Origin of the sequence: Rhodococcus sp. HNM0569 (genome assembly GCF_012726205.1) — a bacterium.
Lineage (GTDB): Bacteria > Actinomycetota > Actinomycetes > Mycobacteriales > Mycobacteriaceae > Rhodococcus_F.
On record NZ_JAASAE010000009.1, the window covers coordinates 126,306 to 145,962 of the forward strand.

A 19,657-nucleotide genomic window follows, 5' to 3' on the forward strand; every position below is an offset into this window, starting at 1 on the left:
TGGCAGGGTGACGCCATGCACACGAGCGCGACTGCCGAAGGTCCTACCCGTCTCGACCATTCCGTCACCGACAACGGTGCGAGCGTCGCCACGCTCACGTTCGCGGACGGCGAGCTGAACCTGTTCGACCAGACGATGTTCGACTCGCTCGCGGCCCACGTCGCCGAGCTGTCCGCGGACCCGCCGCGCGCGGTGCTGCTGCGGTCCGAAGGACGTGTCGTGTCCGGTGGCGTCGACGTGTCGCTGTTCGCCGGACTCACTTCAGCACAGGGCGAGGCGCTGTGGCGTCGGTTGTTCGACGACATCGTGCACCCGATCGAGGCGTTGCCGTGCCCCGTCGTGTACTCGGCGCACGCGCTCACCCTCACCGCGTCGTTCGAGATCGCGCTCGCGTGCGACATCATCCTCGCCGCGCCGCGCGCGAAGTTCGGCCTCGTCGAGACGGTCGTCGGGCTCACGCCGTCGATGGGCGGGCCGCAGCGCCTCGCCGAGCGGGCGGGTTCGGGTCGTGCCCGCGAGTTCGTGATGACCGGGGACCTGTACGACGCGCAGACGATGCTCGAGTGGGGCGTGGTCAACGGTATCCACGACGACGTCGACGCTGCGGCGAGCGCACTCGCCGTACGTCTCGCCGACGGCCCCACCCGCGCACACGCCGCGACCAAACAGATCGTCGAGGCGTGGCGCTCGGGTGGCGTCGCGCACGCCGACTCGGTCACGCCGTCGGTATCCGGCGCCCTGTTCGCCACGGACGATCTGCAGGGCGCGGTCCGCAGCTTCCTCGACGTCGGGCCGGGAAAGGCGACGTACACGGGGCGTTGACGCCCGGATCCCGGGTCGACCTGTGATCTGGGTCATACACTGTCGCCATGGCGACCCGTGAGTGCTCGCGTCCGGACATCGTGTTGCGTCGCGCGAACGACGGCATGCTGAGGTTCTCGGGCCTCGAGCCGTCGCTGAGCGAGGTGCTCGACGTCGCCGCCTCCGCGCACCGCGGCGACGTCGCGATCGACCTCGACGGCGACGGCGTCGACTACCGCGCACTGTGGCATTCCGCCACCCGCATCGCGGGTGGGCTCGTCGAATGGGGCGTACACGTCGGCGATCGCCTCCTGCTCGGGCCGGCGTTCTCGGTCGAGTGGGCGCACAGTCTGCTCGGCACGATCCTGGCGGGTGGTGTCCCGGTCGTGGTCGCGCCGGACGGCGCGGCGGACCCGGCAGAGGTGGTGCGCGACTGCGGCGCGCTGCGCGTGTTCGACGGCGAACGGCCACACGGGCCCGCCTATGTCGACGACGGCGCGGCACCCGACGAACTCGCACTCCTGTGGTACTCGCACACCCACGACGGGCTCGTAGGCGTCGAACTGACCAACGAGAACGTGTTGTCGGCGGTCGAGGCGTGCCGACGCGGCGGCGACGGCGCGGCGATCGACGCGGCCCCGTCGCTCGCGTCCGTCGGATCGCTCGTGCGCATCCTCGCGGCTTTCGCGTCGGGCGGCCGCGTCGTGCGCGACACGGGTCGACCGGTCGGGCCTGCCGGGCCCGCGGAGACCACCGGGATACCGTTGGACGGACGCAGTGAAACCGAAGGTGGCGCAGGGCTTTCCGCCGGAATCGAGTATGTGGTCGCGGGCCCGGGTGGCGGCGAGTTGCTGTGCCGCGGGCCGTCGGTCGCGCGTGGTTACTGGAATCGGCCCGCGCTCACCGGCGCGCGCTTTCGGCGTGGCTGGTTTCACACCGGGACCACCGCGGCGGTCGGCACCGACGGGCAGGTCCGTATCGTCGATCCCGCAATCCGCCGGACACCGTGAGCCGCGAGCGTCCTCCCGTACGACACCGCTGTGCCCGCGTGTGCCGATTCCGGCCCCGAAGGAAGGACCCGAGTGCCCGCGAAGACCCCCGTCGCCGAGTTGCACATGCATCTCGAGGGCTCGCTCGAACCGGAGCTGATCTTCGAACTCGCCGAACGCAACGACGTCGCGCTGCCGCACGAGACCATCGAAGACCTGCGTGCGCGGTACGAGTTCACCGATCTGCAGTCGTTCCTCGACCTGTACTTCGAGAACATGTCGGTGCTGCGCACCGCACAGGATTTCGCCGACCTCACGCGTGCGTACTTCGCGCGCGCCGCCGCTGCGGGGGTCGCGCATGCCGAACTGTTCTTCAACCCGCAAGCGCACACGTCTCGCGGTGTCCCGCTCGAGGCCGTGCTCGACGGCATCATGGACGCCGTCCAGGCGAGCGAACACGAGTACGGCATCAGCAGTGCTGCGATCGCGGCCGTCCTGCGTGATCGGCCCGCGTCCGAAGCTCACGACATGCTCGCCGGCATCCTGAAGCACGGCGCACCGATCATCGGGCTCGGGCTCGATTCCGCCGAGGTGGGCAACCCGCCGTCGCTGTTCGCCGACGTGTTCGCGCAGGCGCGCGCCGAGGGGCTGCACGTCGTGGCGCACGCGGGGGAGGAGGGGCCGCCCGAGTACGTGTGGCAGGCGCTCGACGTGCTGGGCGCCGAGCGCATCGACCACGGCGTGCGGTCGCTCGAGGATCCGGCGCTCGTGCGGCGGCTCGTCGAAGAGGAGATCCCGCTCACCGTGTGCCCGCTGTCGAATGTGCGCCTGTGCGTGTTCGATTCGCTCGCGGAGCATCCGCTGCGCACGATGCTCGACGCGGGTCTGCTGGTCACCGTCAACTCCGACGACCCGGCGTACTTCGGTGGTTACGTCGACGAGAACTTCGACCAGTTGCGCCACCACATCGGACTCACGGACGCCGAGCGGGAGACGCTCGCGCGCAACTCCATCAGAGCATCCTTCCTCAGCGATGCCGCGAAGGCGGAACTGCTGCGCGTCCCGTGAAGACTCCCTCGTGCCGCGCCGCTGTGGGGGCGGCGGGGCACGAGGGTTCCCGCTCGGCCGGACAGCTCATCCGAGGACGGTGCGCAGGTACGGATTGTCGAACGTCCGGGTGGGATCGAACTTGTCGCGCGCCGAGACGAATTCGTCGAACCGGGGGTAGGCCGGGCGCAGGTCCGCGGCCGTGCGGTAGTGCATCTTTCCCCAGTGCGGACGTCCGTCGGCGGCGCGGGAGATGCTTTCGACCGCACGGAAATACGTGTCGTGCTGTCGACGGTGGTACTGGTGCACCGCGACGTACGCGCTCGCGCGGTCGTGTGCCGTCGACAGCCATACGTCGTCGGCGCACGCGAAGCGCACCTCGACAGGGAATGCGACATGGAAACCGGTGCGGGTGATCCAGCGGTCGATCTCACCGAGCACCGTCTCGAGCGCGTCCACGGGGATCGCGTACTCCATCTCGCGGAAGCGCACGCGCCGCGGCGACGCGTAGACACGGTAGCTGCGGTCGATGTACTCGCGGGTGCCGAGCAGTCTCGAACTGAGTGCGTTGATCCGCGGGATCGCCGCGGGGAATGCCGTGCCGAACCGATTGACACCCTCGAACAGCGTGTTGGACAGCAGTTCGTCGTCGAGATAACCGGACACACGCGGGACCGGCTCGAGCGGGGTGTCGGCGGGCATGCGGGTGTTGTGTTTTGTGAGCACACGCCGCGTGTGCGGGAACCAGTAGAACTCGAAATGGTCGGTGTGTGCGCGGTCGTCGGCCAGCCGTTCGAGAGTTGCGTCGAGAGTGCCCGTCGACTCGCGTGCGTGCAGCGCGAACGCGGGTACGCACGCGAGGGTGAGCGCCGTGACGATCCCGAGCGCGCCGAGGCCGAGCCGCGCGGCCTCGAACAGAGTCGGATTCTCGGTGGGCGAACAGTGCGCGACGGTGCCGTCCGCGAGGACGACGTCGAGCGCGCGGATCTGGGTGGCGAGACCACCGAATGCGGCGCCCGTGCCGTGGGTCCCGGTCGAGACGGCGCCCGCGACGGTCTGTACGTCGATGTCGCCGAGGTTCGCGAGGGCCAGTCCGCGCGCCCACAGTGCGACGTTGAGATCGCGGAGCCGGGTACCGGCGAGCACGGTGACGAGCGCGCCGTCGACGGCCGGTTCGACGGCGACGATTCCGGCCAGATGGTCGAGCCGGATCAGGATGCCGTCGGTGACCGCGGCGCCGGTGAACGAATGGCCCGCGCCGACCGCCTTGACGTGGGTGCCGCGTTCGGTCGCCGCGCCGACGAGTGCCGCGAGTTCGCCGACGGAATGCGGAGTCACGATCTGCTGCGGGCGCGCCGTTTCGGTCGCCGACCAGTTGCTCCACCGGTGAGTGCTCATGCGCTCATCATGGACTTGGACGAGCGTCCAGGCAATAGGTCTGAAGAAACCGGGCCCGTGCCTCTACGATCGAGAGATGCTCACCAGGCTTCCTGCCGACGAACGTCGTAGACAGTTGGTCGAATCGGCATTGTCGATCGCCGAGCGCACCGGGGTCGCGTCGGTCACCGTGCGTGCCGTCGCGGAGGAAGCGGGGGTGTCGCTGGGTGTCGTCCACTACTGCTTCGAGAGCAAGGACGAACTCCTCGCGGCGATGGGTGAGGCGCTCATCCTGCAACTGTCGGAGTCGATGCACGAGGCGTTCGGCAGGGTGCGGCACGCGCCCGAACTCAAGGGCGTCAGCGGGCTGCGCGAGCTCCTGCACATCGGGCTCAGCGGTATCTGGCCGGTCATCGAGCAGACCCCGGACCGGCAGTTGCTCACGTACGAGATCACCGCGCAGTCGTTGCGCAGCCGTGGCACGGAGGGCGACCGCGCGGCCCGGGTGTCGCACGAGCAGTACCGGCTGATGGACGCCGAGGCGATCGAATTCCTCGACACGTGTGCGGAGATGGCCGAGGTCACGTGGACCGTCCCGGTCGTCGAACTCGCGCGCACGGCCCTCGCGTTCATCGACGGTGTCGTGCTGCGCTGGCTCGTCGACCGCAACTCGGAAGCCGTCGTGGTCATGTTCGACGATCTGGCGCAGGCCATCGCCGACAAGGCCGTGACGGTCTGAGAATTGTCCTGTGCGCGATTTCGGCGTGCCGGGACTCGTCATGTGCTCACGAGGACGGGGGATCTGGACGACCGTCCAATCTGATGGTTGACTGACGCGGCACGCGCCCTGCGAGATTGGACCGCCCCGTGACTCGAACGCTCGACCGGCTCTCGGCCGCCACCGCCGACCTCGACCCGCCGTTCGCCGCGCTCGACGCGGGCACCCTCCGCCGCAACGCGGGCGACCTCGTGCGTCGCGCGGGCGGCACCCCGATCCGGGTCGCGAGCAAGTCGGTGCGATCACGGGCAGTGCTCGAAGCTGTTCTCGGATCCGACCTCACCGGCGGTGCGGGCGAGCACACGGGCTTCCGCGGCATCATGGCGTACTCACTGCGTGAGGCGATCTGGCTCGCCGGCCACGGCGCGCGCGACGTGCTCGTCGGCTACCCGACCGCCGATCGGGGGGCGCTCGCACAGCTGGCCGAGGATGCGACGCTGCGGGAATCGATCACCCTCATGATCGACTCGACCGAGCACCTGGACGCCATCGACGCGGCGAGTACCCGTCGCGCCGGTCTCCGCGTCTGCATCGACGTCGACGCGTCACTGCGGATCGGGCCGGTGCACGTGGGGGTACGACGGTCCCCGATCCGGACGCCCGACGACGCGGCGGCCCTCGCACGCGCCGCCCTCGCGCACGGCTTCGCGGTCGTCGGGGTCATGTTCTACGAGGCGCAGATCGCCGGGCTACCGGACTCGTCCGCGCCCGTCACGTGGATGAAGAAGCTGTCGGCCGCCGAGCTGAGGTCACGCCGGCGCGCCGGCGTCGCGGCGGTGGAGAGCCACACCGGTCCGCTCGAGATCGTCAACGGCGGCGGTAGCGGATCGCTGGAGGTCACATCGGCCGATCCCACGATCACCGAGGTCACCGCCGGGTCCGGCCTGTACGTGCCGACGCTGTTCGACCGCTACCGCGCGTTCCGGCCGGATCCCGCGTTGTTCTTCGCGCTCGCCGCGGTGCGGCGGCCCGCACCGACGATCGCGACATTGTTCGGCGGCGGATACATCGCGTCGGGTCCGGCAGGCGCGAGCCGCGTCCCGACGCCCGTGTGGCCCTCCGGCCTTCGGCTGCTCCGCAACGAGGGTGCGGGCGAAGTGCAGACGCCCGTCACCGGCGCGGCGGCCCGCTCGATGCGGATCGGCGACCGGGTGTGGTTCCGGCACGCGAAGGCGGGCGAACTCCTCGAACGGTTCGATGCCGTCCACGTCGTCGACGCCGACGGTGCGGTCACCGCAGTGGCCACCTACCGGGGCGAAGGGCAGTGCTTCGGCTGACCGTGCTCGAGGCCGGTGCGCAGTGTGCCGGGCAGCGGTCCGACGTGCAGCACACCGAGTCGTTGCGTCGCGCGGGTGAGTGCGACGTACAGCTCGGCCGCGCCGCGCGGTCCGTCCGCGAGGATCCGTTCCGGTTCCACGACCAGTACCGCATCGAATTCGAGGCCCTTCGTCTGCGCCGGCGACACGGCGCCCGGCAGCTCGGGCGGCCCGATCACGGCGCATGTGCCGTCACGTTCTGCCTCTCGACGAAGGAAATCGTGTACCGCAGGAGCGATCTCGTCCGGTGTCACCTTCCGGGACCACGGCCGGACGCCACTCGCACGTACCGACTCCGGCGCCACGACCTCGGGGGCGAACTCGGCGAGCACCGCGGCCGCGACTTCCATGATCTCGGCGGGGGTGCGGTAGTTCACCGACAGCGCGCGGTACGCCCACCGGCCCGGTACGTACGGCTCGAGCATCGAGTCCCACGACATCGCCCCTGCGGACGACCGGCGCTGCGCGAGGTCGCCGACGATCGTGAACGACCGGCTCGGGCACCGGCGCATCAGCACCCGCCAGTCCATCGCGGACAACTCCTGTGCCTCGTCGACCACGACGTGTCGGTACGTCCAGTCCCGATCGGCGGCGGCACGTTCGGCGAGTTCGCGAGTGTCGTGTTCGACGAACCTCTCGGCGAGATCCGACGCGTCGAGCAGATCCTGTGCGAACAGGTGGTCCTCGTCGTCCATGTGGTCGGCACGGTCGACCAGGAGATCGAGGACCCCCTTCGCGTACGCGACGTCCGCGCCGCGTTCCCGGTCCGCACCACCCGTGCCGTCGCCTCGTGACGGGGCTGTGCCCAGCAGGTCGATCAGTTCGTCGAGCAACGGGACGTCCGACACCGTCCACGCGGCGCCGTCGGCCCGCCACAGCACGCCGTCGCCGCCCGCCGCTGCGAGCCGGTCGTGCGACGAGTACAGCTGGGCGAGCAGCTCCTCCGGTTGCAGAATCGGCCAGAGTGCTTCGAGCGCAGCGGCATACACGTCGTCCTCCGCGAGTTCGACAGCCAGGTCCCGCTTCAGTTGCTCCCATGCCGCATGCTCCGACGGGGACAGCCAGCCGCGGCCGATCCTCCCTGCCGCCCGCTCGGTCAGCACGTACGACACGATCTCCGCGAACACCGCCCGCGCCTCGTTGTGCGGAAGACCGCTCTCGCGTGCCTCTTCCCGGGCCCACTGCGCGACGTCCGCGCTGATCTGCAGAGACACGCCCGACAATTCGATCGGTATCGGTTCGGCGGGCAGGCGCTGCCGATCCGCGATCGCGGCCGCGAGCACGTCGAGCATCGTGAGCGACCCCTTCACCCGCGCCGCGGCGGGATCGTCGTCGGCGGTGACCTGCAGTGCAGGAAGGAGACCACCCGTGGTGGTGAAGACCACGTCCGACTCACCGAGCGACGGCAGCACCCGCGCGATGTGATCGAGGAACCCCGGATTGGGCCCCACGACGAGGACGCCGTGGCGTTCCATCTGTTGCCGCTGCGTGTACAGCAGGTAGGCGACGCGGTGCAATGCGACGACGGTCTTCCCGGTGCCCGGACCGCCCTCGATCACCAGCACGCCGGGATGGTCGAGCCGGATGATCTCGTCCTGCTCCGCCTGGATCGTCGCGACGATGTCGCGCATGCCGTCGCCGCGGGGCGCGTCGACCGCGGCCAGCAGGGCGGCGTCGCCCGTACCGCCGCGTTCGATCTCGCCCGGACGTCCGAGCACCTCGTCGGAGAAGCCGACGAGGTCACGGCCCCGGCTGTGGAACTGCCTGCGCCGTCGCATGTTCTCCGGGTGCGCCGCCGTGGCGACGTAGAACGGCCGGGCGGCGGGCGCACGCCAGTCGAGCAGCAGGGGCTCGAACTCGCGGGTTTCGTCGAACAACCCGATCCGGCCGACGTACGTGCGTTCGCCCGAGACCGAGTCGAGGCGGCCGAAACACAGGCCGCTGTCGGCTACCGCGAGCCGCGCACGTTCCTTCGCCAGCATCCGCACCTCGGCCTCGCGGTCGACGAGCGTCCCGCCGTGCTCGCGCAGCGCCGCCGCATGTCGTTCGTCGACGCGTGCGCGCTCGGCGCGCAGTCGCGTGTACAACTCCGCCACGTAGCGCTGCTCGGCATGCAGTTCCCGGTCGTACCACGAGTGCGCGGCCGCCTCCCCGGTCATGTGCCCTCACTTTCGCGCGACGGTGCAGTCGCGATCGCTCTCGTTCCGTCCCCGCAGGTCGCGGCGGCGAACAGCGATTGTGCGGCACTACCGGGGCCTTGCCGCAAGCCCCGGGGTCGGCTATAAGTTGAAGGTGGAAGGAAGCGCTTCCGGTATCGCGCTTCTCAGATGTCGCCGAACGGCGCCGCGTAGCGAATGGTTCCGCCCGGGATCGGCGTCCCGTCCAGCGCGAGCACCATCAGCGCCTCGTCGGGCACCTCGGCCTTCATCCGTACGCCATGTCGGCTCGCCCGCGTGAATCCGAACTGCGGGTAGTACTCGGGGTGGCCCAGCACGGTCACGGCATGCTCGCCTCGTGCGCGGGCCGCGTCGAGGACGGCTGTGGTGGCGGCGGTTCCGGCGCCCGTCCGCTGATGCTCGGGCAACACCGAGCACGGCGCCAGGCACAGAGCAGGCGTGTCGTCGATGTGACAGCGCGTGAGCAGCGCGTGCCCCACCGGATCGCCTGCCGCGTCCACGGCGACCATCGACAGCCCGTCGATCCACGCACCGCTGCGGCGCAGTTCGTCGACGAGGTCGGCTTCCTCGGGGGTGTCGAACGCGGCGAGCAGGATGCCCCGGATTGCCTCGACATCCGTGGGCTCTTCAGGTCGGGTGGTCCAGTGCGGGCTGCTCATCCGGCCACGATGCCACCGGCACTGCGCCGCCCGCAACGGCATTTCCCGTGTGCCGACCGCGCCCGGGCTACGCGGGACGAGCGTGACCGGTGAGCCGCAGGAAGGCGCCGAGCTCGCCCAGCGCCTCGGGAGTGCCGGGCAGGTACCGGGTGAGCGCGGGGGAGTGCACGACGATCGCGGCCCACTGTCCGCGTGACACCGCGACGTTGAGCCGGTTGCGCGACAACAGGAAAGACAATCCCCGAGGCACGTCCTCGGGAGCGGATGCCGCCATCGACACGATCACGACTGGCGATTCACGGCCCTGGAAGCGGTCCACCGTGCCGACCTCGACGTCGCCGAGCCCCGCGGCGCGCAGGTCCCGCTCGATCTGGAGTACCTGCGCGTTGTACGGCGCGACGACGAGGAGGTCGGAGGGTGCGATCGGGCGTGACGGTGCGTCGCCCGCATCCGTCCACGCGCGCCCGAGGAGTCCTCTCACCTGTCGCACCACCTCGCGCGACTCCTCCGCCGAGCGCGTCGCATTGCCGCGGTGCGCGACGGGCACGGCATGCACACCCGGCGCGAGCCCGTTGAGATGCCGCGCACCCGTCACGTCGACCTGCGCGTGCAGGCGGCCGTCGTAGGACAGCTCCGAGACCGCCGCACACAGCGCGGGGTGCATTCGCCAGCTGCGGTCGAGGAAATAGCCGAGGCGTGGCGGCAGCGCACCGTGTCCGTCGGTGAGCCATCCGAGTGCGGAGCCGTCGACCGGTTCGGGGTGCGTGCCCTGACTGACCTGTGGCAACTGCTGTGGGTCGCCGAGCAGCAACAGGTTGCGGGCCGACTGTGCGACGGCGATCGTACCGGCGAGCGAGAACTGACCGGCCTCGTCGATCACGAGCAGATCGAGCGAACCGGGCGGTACCCGCGCGGAGTTCGCGAAATCCCATGCGGTGCCGCCGAGTACGCACCCCGTCGCGTGGTGCCGTTCGAGAAATCCCGCGTAGTCGTTCGACGCGACATCCATCCAGCGCGCGGATCGGCTGCGCCCGTCCTTCTTGCCCACCGCGTCCGCCGACACACCCGCGCGGACGACGGCGTCGAGCATGTTCTCGACCACCGAGTGCGACTGCGCGACCACACCGACCCGCCAGCCGTATTCGTCGACGAGACGGTGCACGACACGGCTTCCGGTGTAAGTCTTACCGGTGCCGGGCGGGCCCTGCACCGCGACGTAGGAGTCGTCGAGCGCGTGCAGTGCCGTCGTGATCGCGGACACCGGCTCACCGGCGGGTAGCGCGCCCGACGCGCGCAGCCGCGGAGCGCGGCGCGCGAGCACGTCGAATGCGGCGCGACGCGGTACGACGGGCAGCGCCGCCGCGAACTCGTGTGCCGCGCACGCGATCGCCTCCTCGATGCGCTCGGTGGCGATCGGCGGGCCGGGTGTGAGCGCGATCGGGACGTCGTCGTACTCGGCCCCCGACAGCAGCTCCTCGACGGTCACGACCTCGCCGCGCCCGGGCTCTTTGTCCACCGACACGACCGTGCAGGTGCTCGTCGCGCGCAGCGCCGGATCGTCCTGCGCGAGCGCCGCGGGAGCCGGCGGGTCGTACAGCGCGTACATCGTGGCGCCCGGCCCGACAGTGCTGCCGGTACCGAACCGGCCGGTGAGCCGGACGAGCCGACGCAACTTGCGTTGCCGTGGCGTGTTCTTGTGCCACGGGGTCTCCACCCGGGCATCCTGGACGCAGAACACGTCGCGCGTGTCGGCCCATTCGTCGAGCGGTGCGCGCAGCCGGTCGAAGTGCGCCCACCAGAACGGTTTCCGTTCGCGGCGGTGGTAGTCCACCGCTGCGGCCGACAGCGCCGCCGCCTCCTGCTCCGCGGTGCGCGGCGGGGCGCCCGCGAACGCGCGTAGCGCGGCGACGTCCGCAGACTCGGGCTCCCCTCCGCCGGTATCGGACTCCGCGCCGGTGTCGACGGGAGAATCCGGTTCGGCGGGATGCGGCGTCACCCCGCGCTCGGCCGCGAGTGCCAGCAGCCAGTCCCGCAGCCGTCGTGTCGACACGCAGTCGTACTCGTTGTAGGCGGCGATCGAGGCGAGCAGGGCGTCCGCATCGTCGGTGCGCCCGGCGTCGCGCAGTGCGCAGTAGTCGGCGTACGCGACGACCGAGGCCGCGGCGTCGACGACGTCGCCTTCGCGTGGGTGCTCGGGCATGTAGAGGGGCTCGAGTTTCTTGATGCTGTACGAGCGTGCACCGACCCGGATCGCCGCCCGCACCACTGGATAGAGGTCGACGAGTACGTGTGCGCGGAGCAGCGTGTCGACCTCGTCCTCGCCGACTCCGTGCCGACCGGCCAGGCGCAGCAGCGCCGACCGTTCGTACGCCGCGTAATGGTGGATGTGCATGCGCGGGTGCCGACGGCGCCGGTCGGCCACGTAGTCGAGGAAGGCGACGAGCGCAGCGCGCTCGCCCTGCCGGTCGTGCGCCCAGAACGGCACGAACGCACCCGTGTCGGCCTCGACGACACCGAACAGGTACTCGAGGCCCGAAGGGTGCTCGGAAACTCGGGACGGGTCGCCGGGCGGCGTCCACAGTGGATCGCCCTCGAAATCGAAGAACAGGTCGCCGGCATCGGGAGCAGGGATCGCCGCGAGGGCGGCAGGCGTGTGGACGTCGAACTCGGGTACACCCGAATGGTCCTGGCGCAGTTGAAGGTCGGCCTGTGCACGTAAACCCGTGAGGGTCCGGTCGGCCAGGCCGGGCACCTCGCCGCGGCGCGTCGCGAGGGCGTCCAGGGTGCGTACGCCGGCGCGGAGCAGCGCGTCGCGCTGTGTCGCGCGGATACCCGCCACGAGTGCCACGTCGCGGTGTCGCTCGACCTCGGGAACGCAGCGCTCGCACACGCCGCACGCCGAGAACCGGGGGTCGTTCCACTCGACCGGGCCGCCCTCGGCGCGGACGACGCCGACGAGCCGCTCGAGATGCTCGCGCGCCGTGCGATACACCGGGACGATGCCGCGCATGTCGTGCATCGACACCGCGCCGTCGCCCAGCACCAAGCCCGCGTGCGGCGAGACGGGCAGGTCCGCCTGGCCCAGGGCGTCCACGTACGCCGCGAGTTGCAGGAGCGCCGGAACTCGGACATGGCGCGAGAGTTTCGCGTCGTACACCGTCCACGCCTCGCCCTCACGGACGAGGAAGTCGCAGAATCCTACGAGTCGTCCGTCGTAGAACGCTCCCTGGTAGACGACGGCGGGTCGCTTCGTCGTGAGTGCCGCCCGGGTGGCGTCGGCCGCGTCGTCCAGACCCGCGGCCGTGAACTCCGGGCGCGCGATCGTCGTGACCTCGTTGCCGAATTGCGCGCGGAACCTCGCGAGTACGCGCCGCTCGTGTTCGGCGCCGAGTTCGGTGGTGCGCCGCAGCATCGGATCCGCCGCGGGCGTGACGAGGGGGTCGGCAGAGCCCCACAGCGCGTCCCCGAGTCGTCGTGCGACGCCGAACTCGCACGACGCGGCCGCCGCGAGGTCGGTCGCGCTGTAGACGATCCGTGTGCCGGTCGCGGCGGCGGGCGAGTCGAGCACGAACACGGCGGCTCACTTTCCGGTGGCGGACACGTGCGGCTCAGTCTGACATCGCCCGCCGACGCGTTCGACGGATCGACACGAAGGGCCCCACCGGTCGGCAACCGGTGGGGCCCTTCGCGTCGAGACCGCGCTGACGCGGCAACTCAGGAGTAGATCGCCGCGATCTCCGTGGCGCGTTCCTGGTGGATGATGTTGCGCTTGAGCTTGAGCGTGGGCGTGAGTTCGCCGGTCTCCATCGTGAAGTCCGCCTCGAGCACGCGGTACTTCTTGATCGCCTCGGCATTCGACACCTTCGTGTTGGCCTCGGCGATCGCAGCGTCGATCTCGGCAACGAGGTCCGCGTGCTTGACCAGCTCGGTGAACGCGACGTCGGCAGCGAGGCCGTTGCGCTCCTTCCAGCCGGGCAGCGTCTCTTCGTCGAGCGTGACGAGGGCGCCGATGAACGGCTTGCCGTCGCCCACGACGAGGCACTGGCTGATGAGCGGGTGTGCACGCAGCGCGTCCTCGAGCACGGCGGGCGCGACGTTCTTGCCGCCCGCGGTGACGATGATCTCTTTCTTGCGGCCCGTGATGGACACGAAGCCGTCCTCGTCGATCGACCCGAGGTCGCCCGTGTGGAACCAGCCGTCGCGGATCGCGTCCGCCGTGGCGTCCGGGTTGTGCCAGTAGCCGCCGAAGACGACCGGTCCCTTGACGAGGAGCTCGCCGTCCTCGGCGATCTTCGCGGCGTGGCCTTCGAGCGGCCGGCCGACGGTGCCGATGCGACGCGCCCCGCTGGTGTTGACGGTGACCGCCGCGCTCGTCTCGGTGAGCCCGTAGCCCTCGTACACCGGCACGCCGATGCCGCTGAAGAAGTGGCCGAGCCGCGAACCGAGCGCCGCGCCGCCGGACACCGCCCGGTCGCATTCGCCGCCGAGCGCGTCGCGCAGCTTGCCGTACACGAGCTTGTCGAACAGTGCGTGCTTGAGCTTGAGACCGAGCGGAACGCTGCCCTTCTCCGACGCCTTGCTGAACTCGATCGCCGTGTCGGTGGCCTTGGCGAAGATCTTGCCCTTGCCGCCGTCCTCGGCCTTCTGCTTCGCCGAGTTGTAGACCTTCTCGAACACGCGCGGCACCGACAGGACGAAGTTGGGCTTGAACACGGCGAACTGCTCGACGAGCGTCGTCGTGTCGGACGTGTGGCCCACCGTGACCTTGGAGTCGAACGCGCCGAAGGAGATGGCCCGCGCGAAGACGTGCGCGAGCGGCAGGAACATGAGCGTGCGCCTGCCCTTGTACATCGAGTCGGAGAACGCGATCGCGCACGCCGCGGATTCGGCGTAGAAGTTCGCGTGCGTGAGTTGCACACCCTTGGGCTTGCCGGTGGTACCCGACGTGTAGATCAGGGTGGCGGCGGAGTCGGCGCGCACCTGGTGCCTGCGCTCGTCGAGCTGGCTGTCGGTGACGGCCTCGCCGCGGCGGGTCAGCTCTGCGAGGGCGCCGTCCTCGATCACGAGCACCTCACGCAAGGCCTCGGCGGCGTCGGTGACGGCGGTCAGATTCTGGGCGTGCTTCCCCGTCTCGGTGGCGAGTAGCACGGTGGCCGAATCCTCCAGGATCCACTGCGCCTGGTCGGGCGACGACGTCTCGTAGATCGCGACCGTGCAGCCGCCTGCGGTCCAGATCGCGTAGTCGAGGACGACCCACTCGTAGCGCGTGCCGCTGAGGATCGCGACTCGATCGCCCATCTCGATGCCCGACGCGATCAGGCCCTTCGCGACCGCGGTGACCTCGGCTGCGAACTGCGCGGCGGTGACGTCCTCCCAGCCGCCGCGTGCGGGGCGCTGGAAAGCGACGAAGTCCGGGTCGTCCTTGGCATGCCGGAAGACGGTGTCGGCCATCGACGCGTCCTCCGGAATGGTGAACGACTGTGGCACCGAGTATTCACGCACTGTGACCCCTTCGAAGAAAAACTGACTCGATGGTTGTGCATTCGATCACACGCAGCCGCTTTCCGCATCATCGCCACTGTCTGATTTGTCCAGCTCCAGGTGCGACCTGCGGTTTTAGTGTTACTTCGAGTACGAAACGAACGATCTCGTGTGTCACCGCGGCCTCACCGCGGCGCCAGCAGCCTGCGCACTTCGTCGTCCGAGAGTTGATGGAAGTCGTCGTAGGCCGCGCCGACGCCGCCGATGTCGTCCGGTGTGTGCGGGCACACCACCTCGTCGGCATGGGCCGCGACCCAGCGCAGTGCGCTGGGGATCGCGACGGGTGCGGCGACGACGATGCGGCGTGCGCGGGCTTCGGCGACGTCACGGCACGCGGCGAGGGCCGTCGCGCCGGTGGCGATGCCGTCGTCGACCACGATCACCGTGCGGCCGGCCGGGTCGGCGGCAGGCGCGTCGCCGCGTAGCACGCGTGCACGGCGCTCGAGTTCCGCGCGCTCGGCGCGTTCGACCGCCGCGAGATCGCGTTCGCTCACCCTGACCGACGCGAGGACGTCGTCGTTGAATACCCGCGACCCGTGTTCGCCGATCGCCCCCATCGCGAGTTCGCTGTGCCACGGGACACCGAGCTTGCGCACCAGTGCGACGTCGAGCGTGGCGTCCAATGCGTCGGCGACTTCACGCGCCACCGGGACGCCGCCGCGGGGGAGTGCGAGCACGAGCGGGTCGGTGCCGCGCAGGTGTTCCAGTGCTGCCGCGAGTTCACGCCCCGCGGCCGAGCGGTCCGCGTAACGCATCGTGTCCGACGCTACCCGCGTGCGGAGCCGGCCGGAACCGGAATCGGGCCCCGGCTGTCAGCTGCGCGGCGTCACCGCGTAGCGCCGCAGGGTGAGTGCCGGGTTGCGGCTGCGAACGTCCTCGATACGGTCGGTCGTGACCGTTGCGACCGCGGTGCCGATCTGCTCGCCCAGCGACGTGATGACCACGCCCATCGGGTCGACCAGCATGCTGTGGCCCGCGCCTGCGCGTCCGCACTGGTCGGCCGCCGCGATGTACACGGTGTTCTCGATCGCCCGTGCGCGCACGAGCGTCGTCCAGTGATCCTCCTTGAGCGGGCCCGGCACCCACTGTGCGGGCAGGCACACGACATCGGCGCCCGCGTCGACGATGCGGCGGGTGACCTCGGGGAAGCGGAGGTCGTAGCAGGTCTGCAGGCCGAATCTCACGTCGTCGCACGCGAATGTCTCGGGGGTCTCGGCGGGATCGCCCGCGCGGATGACGTCCGACTCGGTGTAACCGAACGCGTCGTAGAGGTGCACCTTGCGGTACACCGCGAGCAACTCGCCCCCAGGGGCGATCGCCACGAGCGTGTTGTACACGTGGTCGTCACCCGGAATGGCTTCGGCGACACCCGCAACCAGAACGACGTCCAGGTCGGCCGCGATCGCGACGAGGCCGGTGACGAAGTCGCCGTCGAGCGGCTCGGCCGCGGCGACGACGCGCTCGTCGGTGCGCGGCGCCGTGAACATCGAGTACTCGGGAGCGACGACCACCCGTGCACCGCGCGCTGCCGCCACCGAGGTGAGTGCGCGGACCGAGCGGAGGTTCTCCTGCTTGTCGGTTCCTGGTGCGAACTGGGCTACCGCGATCTCCACCATTCCCTCACGCTAGTGCAGCGGTGCCCGCGGGCACGCGCGTCAGCCTCGCGCGTTGCGGAGTCGTTCGCGGTACGAGAACGCGCCGATGATCAGCAGCACACCGAAAACGATGGCGTACCAGCCGACCAGCCACACGATGCCGAGGATGCCGCTACCCGGCGAGAGCAGCAGGAGGATGCCGAACAGGATCGCGAGCAGCGCGGCGACGAGGAACCAGCCCCACCCGGAGCCGGGTAGATGCCGGAGCCGGAAAGCGCCTACCGCACCGAGGATTCCGAACACGATCGCGTAGAAGGCGATGATGTACAGCAGCACGAGGGCCGTGATCGTGGGCCACACGAGCGCGAGGATGCCGGCGAGGATCGACACGACGCCGAGCGCGGCCCACCAGCCCCAACCGGGATCGGTGCGCCTCATCTCGTACGCGCGCACCACCGCGATCACGCCGTCGACCACCGAGTAGACGCCGAACACCACGACGAGCGCCCATGTCGTGATGCCGGGCCACGCGAGCGCGACGATGCCGAACAGGATTGCCAGGACGCCGCGGACGGCGCCTGCCCACCATGCGGCACCGGCCAATTCGGAGAAGCGCGTTTCACCGACCACGACGCGTCCTTTCGGTACGTGCGGCGCCCCGAGCCGACCGGCTGGCCCGCCGGCGGCGACGGCGGCTGCTGTGAGCCGAGAATAGAACCGGCGCCCGGTTTTGGTGGGTGTTCCGATCAACTGTCTCGTGTGTCACACCGTTCAGTGCGTCTACGTGGGACGATGCGGTCGGAGGCGGCGAGGCGCTCGTTCCGATGAGATAAAATCGACTTATAATGAGTGATACCGAGCGCGACTCCGCACCCCCCACATTTGCCGACCTCGACATCGACGATCGGGTGCTTCAGGCTCTGTCCGACGTGGGGTACGAGTCGCCCTCACCGATTCAGGCAGCCACCATCCCCCTTCTCCTGCAGGGCACCGACGTCGTCGGCCTCGCGCAGACCGGCACGGGCAAGACCGCGGCGTTCGCGGTACCCATCCTGTCGCAGATCGACCTGACCCAGAAGGAACCCCAGGCCCTCGTGCTCGCGCCGACGCGCGAGCTCGCATTGCAGGTCGCCGAGGCATTCGGCAAGTACTCCACGCACATCAAGGGCCTCAACGTGCTGCCCATCTACGGTGGCCAGAGCTACGGCGTTCAGCTGTCCGGCCTGCGCCGCGGGGCGCACGTCGTCGTGGGCACCCCCGGCCGCGTCATCGACCACCTCGCGAAGGGCACGCTCGACCTGTCGAAGCTGCGCTTCCTCGTGCTCGACGAAGCCGACGAGATGCTCAAGATGGGCTTCCAGGAGGACGTCGAACGCATCCTCGAGGAGACGCCCGAGCACAAGCAGGTCGCGCTGTTCTCGGCCACCATGCCTGCCGCGATCCGCAAGATCTCCAAGCACTACCTGCACGACCCACAGGAAGTGACGGTCAAGGCGAAGACGTCGACCGCGTCGAACATCACGCAGCGCTACGTGCAGGTCGCGCACCAGCGCAAGCTGGACGCCCTCACGCGTGTCCTCGAGGTCGAGCCGTTCGAGGCCATGATCATCTTCGTCCGCACGAAGCAGGCCACGGAGGACCTCGCGGAGCGCCTGCGCGCGCGCGGATTCTCGGCTGCCGCGATCAACGGCGACATCGTGCAGGCGCAGCGCGAGCGCACGATCGGTCAGCTCAAGAGTGGCGCGGTCGACATCCTCGTCGCCACCGACGTCGCGGCGCGCGGACTCGACGTCGACCGCATCTCGCATGTCGTCAACTACGACATCCCGCACGACACCGAGTCGTACGTGCACCGCATCGGCCGCACCGGCCGCGCGGGCCGCACCGGCGAGGCGCTGCTGTTCGTCGCTCCGCGCGAGCGGCACCTGCTCAAGGCCATCGAGCGCGCCACGCGGTCGCCGCTCGCGGAGATGACCCTCCCGACCGTCGAGGACGTCAACGCGCAGCGCGTCGCGAAGTTCGGCGACTCGATCACTGCGAACCTCGAATCCGAGCATCTGGCGCTGTTCCGCAAGATGATCGAGGACTACGAGCGCGAACACGACGTCCCGCTCGTCGACATCGCGGCGGCGCTCGCATTGCAGTCGCGCGACGGCGAGTCGTTCCTCATGGCGCCCGAGCCGCCACCGCCGCCGCGCCGCGAATACGAGAAGCGGGAACGGCCGCCCCGTAAGTTCGACGAGGGCCCCAAGTTCTCGCGCGACGGCCAGGAGATGGCCACCTACCGCATCGCGGTCGGCAAACGCCACCGCGTGCTGCCGGGCGCCATCGTCGGTGCCATCGCGAACGAAGGCGGGCTGCGGCGCAGCGACTTCGGGCACATCAGCATCCGCCCCGATCACAGTCTCGTCGAGCTGCCCGCGCAGCTGCCGAAGGAGACTCTCGAGGCACTGCGGCGCACGCGCATCTCGGGTGTGCTGATCCAGTTGCAGCCCGACCAGGGCCCGCCCAACCAGCGCCCCGGCGGTCGTCAGCGGGGCCGGGACGAACGAGGCCGGAACGACCGGAAGTTCCGCCAGGACCGCGGCCCGCGCTGACCCGTCAGGCCGGCGGCGCGACCGCGTCGTCGGCAGGCGGTGCGGTGTCGGCAGGCGGTGCGGCGTCGGCAGGCGGGGGAGTCGGCGCCGTCTCGGACGGCAGTGGGCCTTCGTCGGGTACGAGGAATGCGCCGACGGTGGGCAGCACGTGGCACGTCGCGTTGGTGTAGTCGACCGAACCGAAGATCGACGCGACGACCGTGCCCGCGCCGGTCTCGACGACCTTCGACAGCGACGGGTATCCGCCGACCGTGGTGCCGTCGAGTGGTGCGATGCCGGAGGCACCGGTGGCGGTGTTGAGCCATGCGACGTTGAGACCCGACCGCGAGACCACACCCGGATACGCCGACAGCGCCTGGAAGTTGATCTCGCGTGCCCGCACCTCGGCGGACGGGCCCGTGGTGGCCGACGCCATCGTCATCGTGACGGGCGCGAACGTGCCACACCCGACCGTGGGTGCGGTGTAGAGGAACGGCGTGAACTCGCCCGCGACGTCCGCGAGCACCGGTGACGTGGCGAGTGCCTCGATCGCGTCCCGCTGCTGCGGTTCGTGCGCCTGCGCCCACAGGTCGGTGACCGCGGTGGACTCGCCGGGGTTCTCGGCCGGTGCCGCGGTCGCGGTAGCCGCGGTCGACGCCGCCGCGGCGATTCCGATCGCCAGCGTCGCGGCAGTACGCCGCGCGGCAATTCTCTGGTTCACTACGCGCTCCTTCGCCCCTTCGGGTACGGTCCCGACGCCGTGCCCGGGTCGAGAACTTACCGCAGGGTCGGCACATCGGC

The 19,657-nt window shown here is 70.1% G+C and carries 15 protein-coding genes; 6 read left to right on the top strand and 9 right to left on the bottom strand.

What is annotated here, in order from left to right; translation table 11 throughout:
- Positions 1-15: 15 nt before the first annotated feature.
- The 3 genes from HCA44_RS14125 to HCA44_RS14135 all read left to right on the top strand — a co-directional run bounded on the left by HCA44_RS14125 (position 16) and on the right by HCA44_RS14135 (position 2,858).
- Positions 16-822 carry an enoyl-CoA hydratase/isomerase family protein gene (locus HCA44_RS14125; protein ID WP_169649400.1) on the top strand — a complete coding sequence of 269 codons (807 nt, stop codon included), beginning with the start codon at positions 16-18 and terminating at the stop codon, positions 820-822.
- Positions 823-869: 47 nt separating this feature from the next.
- Positions 870-1,811, top strand: coding sequence for an AMP-binding protein (locus tag HCA44_RS14130; RefSeq protein ID WP_169649402.1), 942 nt, complete (start codon positions 870-872; stop codon positions 1,809-1,811).
- Between the two features lie 105 nt (positions 1,812-1,916).
- Complete coding sequence (locus HCA44_RS14135) at positions 1,917-2,858, top strand: adenosine deaminase (protein WP_206038139.1); 942 nt, start codon at positions 1,917-1,919, stop codon at positions 2,856-2,858.
- A 66-nt stretch (positions 2,859-2,924) separates the two neighbouring features.
- Here HCA44_RS14135 and HCA44_RS14140 read toward each other — a convergent pair whose 3' ends face one another.
- A complete protein-coding gene (locus tag HCA44_RS14140) occupies positions 2,925-4,235 on the bottom strand; it encodes a D-arabinono-1,4-lactone oxidase (protein WP_169649406.1) in 1,311 nt (436 codons plus the stop codon).
- A gap of 76 nt (positions 4,236-4,311) precedes the next feature.
- Between HCA44_RS14140 and HCA44_RS14145 the strand changes: the two genes are divergently transcribed.
- Both HCA44_RS14145 and HCA44_RS14150 read left to right on the top strand, forming a co-directional pair.
- Positions 4,312-4,953 (top strand): TetR/AcrR family transcriptional regulator, encoded by a 642-nt coding sequence (locus tag HCA44_RS14145; RefSeq protein ID WP_169649408.1) that lies wholly within the window; start codon positions 4,312-4,314, stop codon positions 4,951-4,953.
- Positions 4,954-5,081: 128 nt separating this feature from the next.
- Complete coding sequence (locus HCA44_RS14150) at positions 5,082-6,269, top strand: amino acid deaminase/aldolase (RefSeq protein ID WP_169649410.1); 1,188 nt, start codon at positions 5,082-5,084, stop codon at positions 6,267-6,269.
- On the opposite strand, the gene helR is transcribed toward HCA44_RS14150, so the two are convergent.
- From helR to HCA44_RS14185, 7 genes are all read right to left on the bottom strand, one after another.
- A complete protein-coding gene (helR, locus tag HCA44_RS14155) occupies positions 6,239-8,467 on the bottom strand; it encodes an RNA polymerase recycling motor ATPase HelR (protein ID WP_169649412.1) in 2,229 nt (742 codons plus the stop codon). The genes HCA44_RS14150 and helR overlap by 31 nt on opposite strands.
- A 164-nt stretch (positions 8,468-8,631) precedes the next feature.
- Positions 8,632-9,144 carry an N-acetyltransferase gene (locus HCA44_RS14160; RefSeq protein WP_169649414.1) on the bottom strand — a complete coding sequence of 171 codons (513 nt, stop codon included), beginning with the start codon at positions 9,142-9,144 and terminating at the stop codon, positions 8,632-8,634.
- A 67-nt stretch (positions 9,145-9,211) separates the two neighbouring features.
- Positions 9,212-12,718 (bottom strand): TM0106 family RecB-like putative nuclease, encoded by a 3,507-nt coding sequence (locus tag HCA44_RS14165; RefSeq protein WP_346764723.1) that lies wholly within the window; start codon positions 12,716-12,718, stop codon positions 9,212-9,214.
- A gap of 140 nt (positions 12,719-12,858) precedes the next feature.
- Positions 12,859-14,646 carry a long-chain fatty acid--CoA ligase gene (locus tag HCA44_RS14170; RefSeq protein ID WP_169649416.1) on the bottom strand — a complete coding sequence of 596 codons (1,788 nt, stop codon included), beginning with the start codon at positions 14,644-14,646 and terminating at the stop codon, positions 12,859-12,861.
- A gap of 164 nt (positions 14,647-14,810) precedes the next feature.
- The gene (locus HCA44_RS14175) at positions 14,811-15,440 is read right to left on the bottom strand and encodes a phosphoribosyltransferase family protein (RefSeq protein ID WP_169649418.1); all 630 of its coding nucleotides are present in this window, start codon (positions 15,438-15,440) and stop codon (positions 14,811-14,813) included.
- 57 nt (positions 15,441-15,497) lie between these two features.
- Complete coding sequence (locus HCA44_RS14180) at positions 15,498-16,301, bottom strand: carbon-nitrogen hydrolase family protein (protein ID WP_169649419.1); 804 nt, start codon at positions 16,299-16,301, stop codon at positions 15,498-15,500.
- Positions 16,302-16,340: 39 nt separating this feature from the next.
- Positions 16,341-16,910, bottom strand: a complete 570-nt coding sequence (locus tag HCA44_RS14185; protein WP_169649421.1) for an HdeD family acid-resistance protein — start codon at positions 16,908-16,910, stop codon at positions 16,341-16,343.
- 215 nt (positions 16,911-17,125) lie between these two features.
- On the opposite strand from HCA44_RS14185, the gene HCA44_RS14190 reads away from it, so the two are divergent.
- A complete protein-coding gene (locus HCA44_RS14190) occupies positions 17,126-18,877 on the top strand; it encodes a DEAD/DEAH box helicase (protein WP_169649422.1) in 1,752 nt (583 codons plus the stop codon).
- Positions 18,878-18,881: 4 nt separating this feature from the next.
- Here the strand turns inward: HCA44_RS14190 and HCA44_RS14195 are convergent, their stop codons facing one another.
- Positions 18,882-19,577 (bottom strand): hypothetical protein, encoded by a 696-nt coding sequence (locus HCA44_RS14195; RefSeq protein WP_346764724.1) that lies wholly within the window; start codon positions 19,575-19,577, stop codon positions 18,882-18,884.
- Between the last annotated feature and the right edge of the window lie 80 nt (positions 19,578-19,657).

Bases quoted from the DNA above. Each gene is read 5' to 3' on its own strand.
- HCA44_RS14125 (WP_169649400.1), top strand. From the start codon at position 16: ATGCACACGAGCGCGACTGCCGAAGGTCCTACCCGTCTCGACCATTCC.
- HCA44_RS14130 (WP_169649402.1), top strand. From the start codon at position 870: ATGGCGACCCGTGAGTGCTCGCGTCCGGACATCGTGTTGCGTCGCGCG.
- HCA44_RS14135 (WP_206038139.1), top strand. From the start codon at position 1,917: ATGCATCTCGAGGGCTCGCTCGAACCGGAGCTGATCTTCGAACTCGCC.
- HCA44_RS14140 (WP_169649406.1), bottom strand. From the start codon at position 4,235: ATGAGCACTCACCGGTGGAGCAACTGGTCGGCGACCGAAACGGCGCGC.
- HCA44_RS14145 (WP_169649408.1), top strand. From the start codon at position 4,312: ATGCTCACCAGGCTTCCTGCCGACGAACGTCGTAGACAGTTGGTCGAA.
- helR (WP_169649412.1), bottom strand. From the start codon at position 8,467: ATGACCGGGGAGGCGGCCGCGCACTCGTGGTACGACCGGGAACTGCAT.
- HCA44_RS14160 (WP_169649414.1), bottom strand. From the start codon at position 9,144: ATGAGCAGCCCGCACTGGACCACCCGACCTGAAGAGCCCACGGATGTC.
- HCA44_RS14175 (WP_169649418.1), bottom strand. From the start codon at position 15,440: ATGCGTTACGCGGACCGCTCGGCCGCGGGGCGTGAACTCGCGGCAGCA.
- HCA44_RS14180 (WP_169649419.1), bottom strand. From the start codon at position 16,301: ATGGTGGAGATCGCGGTAGCCCAGTTCGCACCAGGAACCGACAAGCAG.
- HCA44_RS14190 (WP_169649422.1), top strand. From the start codon at position 17,126: ATGAGTGATACCGAGCGCGACTCCGCACCCCCCACATTTGCCGACCTC.